The sequence below is a fragment of the Proteiniborus ethanoligenes genome, from assembly GCF_900107485.1.
Lineage (GTDB): Bacteria > Bacillota > Clostridia > Tissierellales > Proteiniboraceae > Proteiniborus > Proteiniborus ethanoligenes.
Window position 1 is genome coordinate 112,302 of the sequence record NZ_FNQE01000003.1, and the last position, 13,254, is coordinate 125,555.

A 13,254-nucleotide genomic window follows, 5' to 3' on the forward strand; every position below is an offset into this window, starting at 1 on the left:
TGCTCCTTTCAAACTATACTCTAGCCACTCCATCATCTATAGCAGCTTTTTTTACTGCTTCTGCCACTGCTATTGCAACTTCCTTGTTAAATGGACTCGGTATTATCATATCTACATTTAGCTCTTCTTCTTTAACTATATTTGCTATTCCATAGGCTGCTTGTATCTTCATGTTTTGGGTGATTCTACTAGCTCTTACGTCTAAAGCACCTCTAAATATGCCTGGGAATGCCAGTACGTTATTTATTTGATTAGCAAAGTCAGATCTTCCTGTGCCTACTATGAAGGCCCCTGCTTCCTTTGCATCATCTGGCATAATCTCTGGTATAGGGTTTGCCATTGCAAATATCATGGATTTTTCACCCATTGTTTTTACCATTTCCTTTGTTAAGCAATCTGCTGACGACACTCCTATGAACACATTTTTACCAACTATTACATCCTTTAATTCACCATCTAGTGAAGCTTTATTAGTTATTTCAGCCATTTCTTTTTTTATTGGGTTTAAATCCTGTCTATTTTTAGATATGGCTCCTTTTCTATCACACAATATTACATCCTTAACTCCAACACTTAATAATAACTTAGCTATTGCAATACCTGCTGCTCCAGAACCATTTATGACTACTTCTAAATCCTTAAACTCTTTTTCTGCTAATTTTAATCCATTAATAAGTCCAGCTAATACTACTATAGCTGTTCCATGCTGGTCATCATGAAATACTGGTATGTCTAATTCCTCATCTAGTCTTTTTTCTATTTCAAAGCATTTAGGTGCTGCTATATCTTCTAGGTTGATGCCTCCAAATACTGGCTCAAGCAATTTTACTGTTCTAATTATTTCTTCAGTATCAGTTGTTTTCAAGCAAATAGGAAAAGCATCTACATCTGCATAGGCTTTAAATAATATGGATTTTCCTTCCATAACTGGAATTGCACCATAGGGTCCTATATCTCCTAAGCCTAATACTGCTGTCCCATCACTTACTACAGCAACAGTGTTGCTTTTAAAAGTGTATTCATATACTTTTTCTTGATCATTAGCTATTTCTTTACAGGGTTGAGCTACTCCTGGAGTATATGCTATGGATAAATCATCTTTATTTTCTACCTTAACTTTACTTTGAATACTTACCTTGCCCTTATTATTTCTATGCATTTCTAACGAAAGCTTATTATAATCCTTCATTTAACCCAGCTCCCTTCAAGTTTATTTTGTATTTTCATATAAATTGTTACCATAAATATCTATACATACTATTAATGGCATATTTTCTACTGTTAGTTTTCTTATGGCTTCTGTGCCTAAATCATCATAGGCTATTACTTCTGACTCTTTAACTGAGCTTGCTATCAATGCGCCTGCTCCACCTACTGCTGCAAAATATACAGTTTCATTTTTTTTCATGCTTTCTATTACTTCCTTACTTCTTAATCCTTTTCCTATCATGCCCCCTAAGCCCAATTCAAGCAAAGGTATGGTCATAGTGTCCATTCTGTAGCTTGTTGTAGGTCCAGCAGAACCAATTACTTTTCCAGGCTTTGCTGGAGTTGGGCCTACATAATATATTATAGAATCTTTTATATCAAAAGGTAAAGCTTCTCCTTTATTTAATGCTTCCATCATTCTTTTGTGTGCCGCATCTCTTCCAGTATATACAGTACCCGTAAGAGATACTACATCTCCTGCTTTTAGTTCTCTTAAAACTTCCTTTGTTAATGGAGTTTCTATAAGTTTAACAGTCATTTTTTCACCCCTTATGGTCTTATATTATCTATAGAATTATTGTACTATGCCTTGAAGAATGGCAATTTATATTTACTGCTACTGGTAAGCCTGCTATATGAGTAGGATATGCTTCTACATGTACATCTAAGGCTGTGGTTAACCCTCCTAAACCTTGAGGTCCTATGCCTAAAGCATTAATCTTTTCTAATAATTTTTCTTCTAGCTTAGCTAGATGCTCTTTATTGTTTTTTGATCCAATTGGTCTTATTAAGGCATGTTTAGCTAAATTAGCTGCTTTATCCATTGTGCCACCAATGCCTACTCCTACTATTATAGGAGGACATGGATTAGGTCCTGCTTCTTTAACTGCTTTAAGAACGAAATCTACTACGCCCTCTTCTCCATCTGATGGCTTTAGCATCTTTATTTGACTCATGTTTTCGCTTCCAAAGCCTTTAAACATAAGCTCTATTTTAACCTTATCACCAGGTACAATATTATAATATATAACTGCTGGAGAATTATCTTTAGTGTTATTTCTTATTAGTGGGTCTTCTACTACAGATTTTCTTAAATACCCTTCCCTATAGCCATCTATAACACCTTTATTTATAGCATCAGTTATACTACCATTAGTAAAGTGAACCTCTTGTCCAACCTCTACGAAAGCTACTACCATGCCCGTATCTTGACATAATGGTGTTTCATTTTCCTTTGCTACTTCAGCATTTTTTATCAGCATGTCTAAAACCATGTTTCCTACTGATGAAGTCTCTGCCTTTTTTGCATTTATAAAAGCTTCCTGTATATCCTCTTCAATATAAATGTTAGAAGATATACATTTTTCAGCAACTAGCTTTTGAATAATCTCTACATCTATTTGTCGCATTTCATCCACCTCTTTGTTTTTTTATAAGTATAATTATATTATATCTTAAATATAAATTCTTATCTTCTGCATACTTAAATTATCCCTATTCTTCATTCTATCATAGATTTCAAAATCCTTCTTTATTACAAAAAAGATAGAAAAAAAGATATTCTCTATTAGTCTTTTAGAGAATACCTTTTAAAAATTTTATTTTTGTTTGTATTGGCTTACATTTGCATTTTTTTAATAGACGAATACTGGATCAGCTGATGGATTAAGTGGTGAGGTTGTAAATGGGAAGTTCCCGAACATATTTCCAAAAATATAGTCAAAAAGCTTATCCTTGATTTCCATTACATCAAGGAACACTATTATTGAATTATTTGGGTCTTTTTCATCATCCCAGATATTAATATTGATAATAAGCCTTCCACTTTTATCCTCAAACTCTACTTGTGTAGCCTTTGTATAAACTTTTGCTGCTCCAGCTCCGCAAATCTCCTCAACATATTTCTTAATTACTTCTACTTCCTTTTCTCTCCATCCTGATGCATTGGAATCAAGGGCCTCTTTAACCCATTCTCCTGCATATTTATTAAAATATTCTTTTGCTTTTGGGTTATTTGCAAGCTCATCAAACTTCTCTGAAACTACAAATTTAAATGCAGTAGAGGTTAAATCGCTAAGTCCTGCAAGTATGGCATCATAGAATCCTATAGGCTTGCCGTCTGGTCCTACATCATTGTAGTAATGATTAACAATTTTTATTACTGTAAAGCTGGCAAGTATGAAGCCTGCCTTCTTTATATTTGTGTCTGAGCTTATCTGTGTCATCAAAGAATTTTCAAGCATTGCCATAAGGTTTCCATTTACTCCTCTAAGCTTTTCATCAGGACTTGAGATACCTTCTCGATACCATATGTTTTCACTTATTAGTCCAACAAGAATTTCCTTTGTAGGTGATAAGAGAGCTTCTCCTACTGGACCTGTATAAGCCATAGCAACATATGAGAATGCCTGGTCTCCTACCCATTTTACCCACTCAAGCCCCCAGATAACCCAGTCCAAAGCTTCTGCAAAATTAATGTTGTCTTGAGCCTCGTCTAGAAGCTTTATTCTAGTGATTTCATAAAGGCTCTTGTTGAGTAGCCTTATTTCCTTCGGTGACATTATGTCATAATTTTCCTTTATGTGTTTTATTACGTCGCTCCAGTCCTCAGGAGGCATGTATCTCTTTATCCGTTTTAGTAAAAGCTCTAACTCTTCTTTCTTTTCCTTCATTTCATTAAATGGTTCTCCGATTAGTCTAATTGGCAAATCCAAATGGTAATCCTTACTATCATACTCACAATCTATAGGAAGCATTAGGTAATGCTTCGTTTTGCCCTCAGGTATTTGCATTTTAGGTTGAAATTTATATATTCCCCTATTTGTGGTTTCCTCTATTTCATATTTAAACACCTTTGCTAGATTTTCAGTTTGTACTGTACTACCTTTTAGATTATCAAGCTTAATATTAGCTTTTGATAAATCAACAAGCTCAGCTTTATACTCTCCTTTTTCATCGACAGAGCTTACTGCCAATTCAACCTTGAAGCGTGTTGCAAGAACTTCCTCTCCGACTTCTGCCTTTTCATTATCAGAATAAGCACCTATTTGAGCATATCCATCTTTATCAAACTTTATTATTGATATGGATATGCCCTCAGGGTATATGGCTACACGAAATGCTTCTGAAATATTATCTGTATTGCTTTCAGCAATCACTTCAACATTAAATACTTTTCTTTGTGTGCTAGATTTTTCAGATTTTACACTTTGATTATTCATTATAGCTTTATATTTAAAATCCTTTATTTTTTTAAGCTCTACTTCAAATGGACTATTGTCCTGAGGCTTTAGACTAACCTTAGGAATTTCAACAAAATCATGTAGTGAAAATAAAACTGTGTATTCTCCATTATCCCCCTCTATCATAACCTTTTCCATAAAAAGATTCTTGCCCTGTTCTTCAAATTTAATATAAGGTTCTCCTACAAGTTTAAAACGAACATTGTTGCAGAAGGAACCACCTTCACCATTAAAGACAAAGCTAACAATTCCCTCTGATGGGCTTTCTGCGCCTTTCACAGACTCGGCCTCCACTGTTGCTCCAACATAGTTGCTTGCAATTGTCGTTGGTCCTATTTTCATATGTGCGTTTTCTGAAAAAATGGAGATTTTTTGAGTTAAATCCATCCTATCTATTTCTACTCCTTCTGAATTTATCTCCACCATACGTGCATATACTACTACTGCTGGCTTATCATAGCGTATGGAATCTCCAAATTCCTTGTATATGACCATTTTGTATGTGCTGCCCTTACTATCTTCTACCTTGCTGCTGCCATTATTGGCTCCTGCTAATACTCCTAATCCTGCGGCTAAAACTGATGTAGTTATGCCCACTACTACTGCCTTGGCCACTGAATTACTAGTTTCTCCTGATGTTTTAGATGCTTCTGTGTCTATTGTTTGATCTATTGATATATTATTTGCTTTCTCCGGTGGCTCTGTTTCAGAGGTAGTAACACTTACTGCTCCTTTTAGTGTTGTATTTGATTTAAAGGTATATCCTAGACCAAAATAACCATCTTCAGATTCGTTAACTGAACTCTCTCCATCATCATCTGTTACAATTTTAGTCACTAGGTTTTTATCTGTATCTGTCAATGCTCCACCGTAGCTAAAGATTGATTCTGAAACTTCAGACATAGGTAAACCTAGGACAAATTCTCCACTACAATTCACCTTCCACTGTATTGTTTGCTTTAAATCAGTGTTTTTTTCTGTAACATCTGCAGTATAGCTAAGAATTCCTTTTACGGAAGGATATCCTGTCACCTCATCATATACAATATCCCCTTCTAGTTTAAGGGTTCCGCTTCCACCTATGCTTGTAAAGCCGTATCTATGTTCTACTGGCAAACTGCCTGAGCCTTCAAAATATACTTTCTCATCTGGATGTACTTTAATATCAAAGGTCTTAATAATTTCACGAAGAGGTGCCTCATAAGGATAGCTGTCATTCCAATCATTAAATTTAGTTATAGTTTCATCATATCTAATGTGTACCTCTTCAAATTTATCTTTATAGTTATCAGGCTCTGCAAAGGCTAATATGTTTTTAAATGGTATCGCAATAACTATTATCATTATTATTAATAGTAATCTTGCTAGTTTTTTCTTCCCTTTCATACGGACTACACCTCCTTATCTTCATATTAAATAATGCAGTGATGCACTATTTAATCGGTCTTTTTATTCATCGCTACAATCAAAAATCCACCTATAACTAAATATATAATTTGACTTAAGCCTGGTTTTGTTTCTTCTTCTAAAGCATTGATATAAGGAAAAAACGAAAAATATTTAACAGCAGTAACAGTATTTGGGTGCTTTATAAATACTCCATCACTAATTTTTTTTGTAAATCCGTCTATGCTTCTCCCATCTTCTAATTTAAATGTATAGCTAACAACATAAGTATATCTTCCAGGGGTAGCCTCTGAGCGTTCTCCTCCTTCACGTCTTACATTAGTAATTAAGGCGGTTTCTTTTACACCAAAGGCTCCCAAGGCTAAGGTGCTTAATCCCCATAGAATAAACATAATCCCTATGACAGTTATTAATATCCGTATCCCTATACTTCTAATTTTTTTCTTTTTCATGATTTTCAATCCTTTCCCTAAAGCCTGCTGCTGGCTATGCGGTAGCCATATCCTTATTGCTGCTACCTGATGCTATCCTTAGAATAAGTGCTACAGCAATGAAAATGATGCCAACAACATAGCAGGTAAATCTAAATGGTATGGTGGAAAATAGTATGGAAAGAGCAAAGCCAGTTGTTATTCCTGCAATTGTACGATTTGCAAAGGAAGTACCCATAGATTTCTTCTTGCTTAATTTGTTTAAAACTGACATTATAAAGCCTCTTAGAAATCCTGTATTTCTTGATAGAGCTCGCAATGCCATTATAAACCCAACTATTCCTGCCATACTATTGATTAGTGAAGCATTAGCATTTAAAAAATTATAGATAATCAATGCAATGCCTGAACCTAAAAATAATGGAACCGCCTCACTTATATCTTTTACTGCAAAGGATTTTAATAATGTCTTAATGCCTCCTCCTATACCTTTAAATGGTTTCTTACCTGAAAAAATTGGAAGAATTAATGCTGTTACAAAATATGCATATAGACCTTTCCCAACAGTTCCTCCAATTATGTTTAACAAGCCTTGACCCATACCTCCTCTAGCAAAGGTGAGAAATGATAAGTATCTAATTGGTGTATTATATACTCCGAGCATAGGCAATATAGTTAGGATTATCCAGATAGCAGCCATAACTATTGCAGGTATAAGCTTCTTCTTATCTCTAAAAGCATTCTTAAGGCCATTAAAAATATTCTCTATACCTTTAAGTAAATACTTTATCGGTCCAAGAGTACTTCCTATATTATTTATTGCAGGCATAGTCTGTGTGAATATCATCTCTCCTGATGTTGTGGCGTCAAAACTAGTATTGTCAAATATCTTTCCAGGGCTTGAAACTTTGTCTAAGTTAATTTTTCGTTTCTTTTCATCTTTGGACTTAACTTCTTCTTCTTTTTGGTTTTCTTTTATTGGTGGTTTTGTTTTGTATGCTTCAGGCTCAAGCACTTCTTCTTTTTCTAATTCTTCAGCTATCTTACTTCCACATGAAATACAGAATTTACTATCTGGTTTTATTTCTGCTCCACACTCTATACAGAATCTATTTCTCATTTTTCTTCCTCCTTATCCACCTATTTTTAATTTTTCTATATATTCTAGTAATGCATTTACGCCCTTGCTTATATAAGCATCCGCTTTTTCTGCTGCTTTATCCATGGTATCTAACCCATATTTTGCTGCTTTAGATACATTTTCGTTTACTAGCTTTTGGTCAGTATCTGCTATACTTATTTTTTCTACCCACCTGCCCTTACCTAGCTGGTTTAGATAATCTCCTAGTAATACTCCTGCCCCTTTTCCAACAAAGTCTAGAAGCCCTCTTTTTACTGCCTCTGTTATACCTATTGGATTGTTATTGTCATCTTTATCAAATTGCCAATGGTATCCTATTCTATATAGAACATAGCTTGTTAACCAAATTACCAGCTTTTTCGGTTCATCTGCTTTAGGCACTTCTATAAGTCCATCTGTTGAACCAAGGCTTTCGACTGCTCTGTCAATTGCAATATCTTTTGTTAACTCCCAAATATTTTTATCTGTACCTGCATAAAGCTCCCCACAAAGTTTTACAAAGCTGCTTTTAACATTTGCTACTATAAATCCAGTAATAGGTCCTCCTATTGGTGCTAAGGCTAGGTCGAAGGCTATATCTCCTATATATACTACTAAATCTAATGTTGCTATTGCCTCATCATACCATGCTGCTTCTAATAGGTATTCTTGGGATTCCTGAATAATAGACCTTTCTGCTATGCTCCAACAGTTTCTACGGAACAATCTAAAGTCCTCTATCCCAAGATTATTTCTTGCTTTTTCTAGCTCGTATAGCTTTTGACCTCTAAATCTAGGAGCCATATATATTTCTATAACTCTTTTACATGCCTGATATTCTTTTTCATAATCTGCTTCGTATTGTAGAATGTCAGGTATTAGATCTATTTCTGTTTTGCTTTCAAAGGTTTTTACCCCATATGTTGCAGTGATTTCCATTGTACCTTTTACTGGTTTTGTAGATGGGAAGTTTTTTTCTGCTCTGGCTATATATCTCTTTGATTTTGTTAGTACATTGTTTTCATCAGGCTTTATTTCCATCCCTATAAGCTTAAATATTTCTCTTTCATCTATTAAACTAATTTCTATACTATCCCCTTTTACAAATTCTAGGGTGCTTTTACCTTCACTCCAAACTCCTAATTTTACATCAAATATGGTTTTTTCCATTTGGTCACTGTCTATACTTACTTTGTAGCCTCGAATTTCTTTTGGCTTTCCTAGGAAGTCTGGTAATACTCCTTCGTAGCACATTTCTACATAAAATATACTACTTACATATTCTTTTTCCGTTTCTGCAATTATTTCGCAGGTGAAGGATTCAAAAAATTTATCAAGATTTTTCTTATCTGCCTTATCAGTAACAATTATAAGGTTGTTACCATTTTTATCTTTTCCTACTTCTAGTCTAAATTCATGTACATCCTTCATAGACTTCAATGTGGTTTTTGGTTCTTTTTGAAAGTCTATTAGCTTAAATGGTAGCTCAAAGCTTTTTCCCGAGTTAGCTAATACAAATATTTGATGATTTGATAGCTCTATTCTGGCCTTACCTATTAGCATAAATTTTACATTGTTTTGGAATACTCCACCTTTTCCTGTAAATTTAAAGCTGATTATTCCTTCGTTTGCTAGTATAGTATCTTCTGTTGCCCTTGCGTATACTGATGCTCCTACATAAGAGTCTGATAAGGTACTAGGTCCTATGTCTAGTACTCCATCCTTTGAAAATATTTGTATCTTCTGTGTCAAATCAGGTCTTTCTATCTCCACACCTTTGCTATTTATCTGAATCATTCTTGCATATACGAATACAGGTTCTCCATTGTATTTAATCTTATTGCCAAATTCCTTATGTATTACCATTTTATAAGTGCTTTGTCCTTCTTCTCTTTCTTCTCTACCTTCTAAAAGAGTTCCTGAGCCTCCTGCCGCTGCCCCTGCAGCTCCTAAACCTGCTGCTACTCCTGCGACTGCTATTGCCTTAACTATACCTAAGACTATTTCTTTAGCTACTTCAGAGCTTGTTTCTCCAGGCATTTCAGATGCTACAGTGTTTTCTGTTTGAACTGCTATAGTAGGATTGTTTTGAAAAATTTGAAAATTGTAGCCAGAAGGTGGAAATTCATTTGAAAGGTTTCTATATACCTCTTGATTTTCTTTGTTATAATGAATTCTTGTTAATGACATATCTACACTTTTACTAGTCTGTGGATCATAACCTAGGCTTAAGTTTTTGCCACTTTCTCCTTTTATCCCTGCGACAATATAATAAGGTCCATCATAAGAAAACTGTAAAACATTTTTTACTGCCTGGGTTTCATAATCAATCCAATTGTGGTCTCCATCTGCTGTATAATATGCATCAATATAAAAGGACATGTTGCCATAGAGAATCATTGTATCGTTGGAGGAGCCATTCATTTTAACTATACTTCCCTCCATGGAAATTCTTCCATATCCATACCATTGTGAATGTCTTGGTTCAGCTTCGTAATAGGATACCTCGTTGCTGTAAGTAAACTTTTCGTCAGGTCCAACCTCCACATCTATATCCTTTAAAAGCTCATAATAGAATGGTGGATAATCATCTAACAGGCCTTCTATTTCATATTTTGGACTCTCATAACGAATAACATATCCAGAATCGGCTAAGGCCTTAAATGGAAACATGAACGCTATTAAGAAGTATAATATTAGTACTGTACTCAGCTTTCCATATAATTTATGATTCATCCTTTATACCTCCTCAGCTAATAACTTGATTAGAATCTTATACTAGTTTAATTTGTTTAGTTATGGTTCTATTATTTTAACAAGGGACATTTACATCTAAAGCAACAGTCGCTTTGCATATCATTTAAGCTACCACAAGCATTGCAGAAAATATATTTATCTCTGGATTTATCATACTTTTCATAGGAGTTTAATCCTCCATGATAACGAACTCTGTCTCCTATTTGATAATAGTTGTATATTGTGTCATTATCTTCTCTTCTGATTTTATGCTTCTTTCCATTGTCACTCTTGATATAAACAGTGTACTCAATGTAATCAACCCAATAATGGTCATTATCACCACTACCAGTACTCTGTCTATGTTGTTTCTTTTTTATGGTTTTGTCTATGACTGTTCCATCCCAGGTTTTCCCTCTTTTTCTACCTAATATTTGGAATAGTGCTATTAAAATAAACATGCCACCAATTCCAAAACCTATAAACAAGGATTGAGGATTTTCCATTTCTGAGCTGGTTTCGCCATATATAAAAAAACCTATAATTGCTGCTATTGCTAAGACAATTGAAAAAATTGCACTCCACCTATTGCTACTCTTTATATACTTTTGAAATGCAGGATCATAAATCCTATTAGAAAAACCAGCTAATCCATAGCCAACATTAGGTGATGTGGCTCTTGTCCTTTCTTCTTCTACTCTTTTCTCAGGTATTCTTTCTCCTTGACTGTTTCCACAAAATTTGCAAAACTTAGCTTCATTTGGTAAAGCCGAACCACAATTTTTACAATACATAAAATCCCTCCTTTTTAGATATAAAAGAAATATTTAAACAATGAAAATAATCAAATCAAGTAAATAGTATAGGAACTATGCCTGTTTCATAGCTAAACCTCTCTATGAAGTTCTGTAACTCATACTTGTTCATACTGCCATGTAAGATTTTAATCATTTTAGTTTTTTTATTGCTAGAGTATGTAAAACAAATATATTTAGAATCTACTTCTATCTTCTTCAATATAATTTTATCTATATTAAATTTGATAACCTTGGAGCCTAATAGTATACCAAAGCATGAAATATATACCTCTATTCCATCCACAAAGGAAACTCCATTATCTTTTACATTAGTCTCCTCTTCTATCTTGGCAGATTCTATGTGTAAAATTTTACTTTCCAAAATCAACTTAGCCGTTTTAAATTTATTGTATTGATATATAAGAAGTATCAATAAGGTTAAGGCAATAAGGAAAATAACTATGAAGTTTAATCTAACACTATTTTTTAATATGAATATTTCCTTAATTAGAAAAAAAAGCACAATAACTGTACTTAAAAAGCTTAATAAGCTAAGTAATGTAAGCTTCTGCTTTATTGCCTTCAAAGTAAACCCACCCTTCACAAACAATTGTAATTCTCATGGCTTTGTATGATGCTATGATAATATATTAAATATTTTTTGCATAAAAGTATCCACCCAAAACAGGTGATTTTATAGAAAAAGCCCCTCACCCTTTTTGGGTGAGAGGCCTTAATTATAGTATTTTACTCTATTTTACTATTTAGTTGTTTCATATTCTCTTTCTAGCATTAGCTTTACTAGTTCCGTTTTACTTTGTATATTAAGCTTAGAATATATGTTTTTAATATGAGTTTTCACTGTGTTTTCACTTAAATATAACTCATCTGCAATCATTTTATAAGTTCTTCCCTTTAATAATAATGAGGCAATTTCACTTTCACGTCCAGTCAACAGACTATTTTCAACAAAGCTTCCTATTATTTTTTTCCTCTCATTAGATGACATTTGAGATAGTTCCGATAAAAACACATGGTTTTTCAGCAACACAGAAAGCCTTTTGTTAAGCAGTGGAAGCATGATTAAGATAGTAAACACTACTACCAGAGCAATAATAGATGAATTATAATTATGTGGGTCACTAGAAATAGTTATACTTCCAACAATTCCTCCAAAAAGGACTCCTAACACATTAAAAGATAATCCTATGCCTAGAATTTTTGCTGGGTTGTTGCTGTAATCAAGCATTTCTCCTAGTATGCTCCACCAAAAAAGATCATATACACCACAGGCTCCTAGCATAAGAGTATTTACTATTAAATAGCTGCCAGCAGAACGGTCCAATGTCATAAAAGACAGAAAAGCAAAACCTATCATTGCAATGGCAACATATAATATATAAGCACGATTAAATTTTGGAGATAGATTTTTCATAACACTTAAGGCGATAATATATGGAACAGCCCAATACCAGCTCACAAGTCCCTTGTGATGTGCAAAGGATGGATTAATGACCTGATACATGAGCCCTGAATTAATAGTAATAATTACAATAAACAAGCACAAAAATATAAGAGGTTTCGTCGGATTTAATAGTTTCGGTGCTTCTGTAGAAGAATCTTTATTATATGTTCTATAATCAGATGGTAATTTTAAAGCAAATAAAAAAGCTCCCATAAGCATAGCAATAGATACAAAAAGGCCTATGTAAGGAGATATATTTATGGCTATCATGTTAATTATTATCATCAAAACATTTGAATAAATCAATACATCGGCGGCTGTTTTAATTCGTTCATTAGATGGAGTGTAGGCTTTAAAATAGAATCCCCAGCTTCCTACAGAAATACCTGAAAGAAAGGAAGTACATATCAAAGAAACATACCATGTTATCGAAAAGGAAAAGAAGAATATTGTGCTTCCTAATATACAGCTCAAAATTGAAAATATCATTATTTTTTTTACTGTTTTTATGTTTTTGACAAAAAATCCACAGGAAAGTAATCCAAGGAAATGAGAAGCAATTGTAAAAAATATTAAACCTTGAGGATCAATATTATGTAAATTGGCAATAGCATATAACACCTGTCCTTCAAAAGGAAGAGCTAGTAACCATGAAAAGTACAATGAAAAAACTATAATCGAAGCTTTGCGATGATTTGCTGACATGTTAGTGTTGTTATTCCATTGACTTAACACTATTATCTCCTCCTATAAGCCTGTCTATTAAAGTATACCTATTTATTAAATTATATCATAAATTAATTTAATAATAACTTACTTGTAAGTATAAAAAAATTAAAATTATTCC

At 33.7% G+C, this 13,254-nt stretch carries 10 protein-coding genes; all 10 read right to left on the reverse strand.

What is annotated here, in order from left to right:
* Positions 1-13: 13 nt before the first annotated feature.
* The 10 genes from BLV37_RS02515 to BLV37_RS02560 all read right to left on the reverse strand — a co-directional run bounded on the left by BLV37_RS02515 (position 14) and on the right by BLV37_RS02560 (position 13,142).
* Positions 14-1,189, reverse strand: coding sequence for an NAD(P)-dependent malic enzyme (locus tag BLV37_RS02515; protein ID WP_091726789.1), 1,176 nt, complete (start codon positions 1,187-1,189; stop codon positions 14-16).
* A 21-nt stretch (positions 1,190-1,210) separates the two neighbouring features.
* Entirely contained in the window at positions 1,211-1,747 is a 537-nt protein-coding gene (locus tag BLV37_RS02520) for a Fe-S-containing hydro-lyase (RefSeq protein ID WP_091726791.1), read from the reverse strand.
* Between the two features lie 28 nt (positions 1,748-1,775).
* Positions 1,776-2,618 carry a fumarate hydratase gene (locus BLV37_RS02525; RefSeq protein WP_091726794.1) on the reverse strand — a complete coding sequence of 281 codons (843 nt, stop codon included), beginning with the start codon at positions 2,616-2,618 and terminating at the stop codon, positions 1,776-1,778.
* Between the two features lie 225 nt (positions 2,619-2,843).
* Complete coding sequence (locus BLV37_RS02530) at positions 2,844-5,837, reverse strand: hypothetical protein (RefSeq protein ID WP_091726796.1); 2,994 nt, start codon at positions 5,835-5,837, stop codon at positions 2,844-2,846.
* Positions 5,838-5,887: 50 nt separating this feature from the next.
* Positions 5,888-6,310, reverse strand: coding sequence for a hypothetical protein (locus tag BLV37_RS02535; RefSeq protein WP_091726799.1), 423 nt, complete (start codon positions 6,308-6,310; stop codon positions 5,888-5,890).
* A 34-nt stretch (positions 6,311-6,344) separates the two neighbouring features.
* Complete coding sequence (locus BLV37_RS02540; RefSeq protein ID WP_091726802.1) at positions 6,345-7,409, reverse strand: zinc ribbon domain-containing protein; 1,065 nt, start codon at positions 7,407-7,409, stop codon at positions 6,345-6,347.
* Between the two features lie 12 nt (positions 7,410-7,421).
* The gene (locus BLV37_RS02545) at positions 7,422-10,145 is read right to left on the reverse strand and encodes a hypothetical protein (protein WP_091726804.1); all 2,724 of its coding nucleotides are present in this window, start codon (positions 10,143-10,145) and stop codon (positions 7,422-7,424) included.
* A gap of 71 nt (positions 10,146-10,216) precedes the next feature.
* Positions 10,217-10,939: a zinc ribbon domain-containing protein gene (locus tag BLV37_RS02550; RefSeq protein ID WP_091726806.1), complete on the reverse strand. Its 723-nt coding sequence runs from the start codon at positions 10,937-10,939 to the stop codon at positions 10,217-10,219.
* 55 nt (positions 10,940-10,994) lie between these two features.
* Entirely contained in the window at positions 10,995-11,528 is a 534-nt protein-coding gene (locus BLV37_RS02555) for a hypothetical protein (protein WP_091726811.1), read from the reverse strand.
* A 174-nt stretch (positions 11,529-11,702) separates the two neighbouring features.
* On the reverse strand, positions 11,703-13,142 hold the full coding sequence (locus tag BLV37_RS02560; protein ID WP_208975184.1) for a helix-turn-helix domain-containing protein: 1,440 nt from the start codon (positions 13,140-13,142) through the stop codon (positions 11,703-11,705).
* Between the last annotated feature and the right edge of the window lie 112 nt (positions 13,143-13,254).

Bases quoted from the DNA above. Each gene is read 5' to 3' on its own strand.
- BLV37_RS02515 (WP_091726789.1), bottom strand. From the start codon at position 1,189: ATGAAGGATTATAATAAGCTTTCGTTAGAAATGCATAGAAATAATAAG.
- BLV37_RS02520 (WP_091726791.1), bottom strand. From the start codon at position 1,747: ATGACTGTTAAACTTATAGAAACTCCATTAACAAAGGAAGTTTTAAGA.
- BLV37_RS02525 (WP_091726794.1), bottom strand. From the start codon at position 2,618: ATGCGACAAATAGATGTAGAGATTATTCAAAAGCTAGTTGCTGAAAAA.
- BLV37_RS02530 (WP_091726796.1), bottom strand. From the start codon at position 5,837: ATGAAAGGGAAGAAAAAACTAGCAAGATTACTATTAATAATAATGATA.
- BLV37_RS02535 (WP_091726799.1), bottom strand. From the start codon at position 6,310: ATGAAAAAGAAAAAAATTAGAAGTATAGGGATACGGATATTAATAACT.
- BLV37_RS02540 (WP_091726802.1), bottom strand. From the start codon at position 7,409: ATGAGAAATAGATTCTGTATAGAGTGTGGAGCAGAAATAAAACCAGAT.
- BLV37_RS02545 (WP_091726804.1), bottom strand. From the start codon at position 10,145: ATGAATCATAAATTATATGGAAAGCTGAGTACAGTACTAATATTATAC.
- BLV37_RS02550 (WP_091726806.1), bottom strand. From the start codon at position 10,939: ATGTATTGTAAAAATTGTGGTTCGGCTTTACCAAATGAAGCTAAGTTT.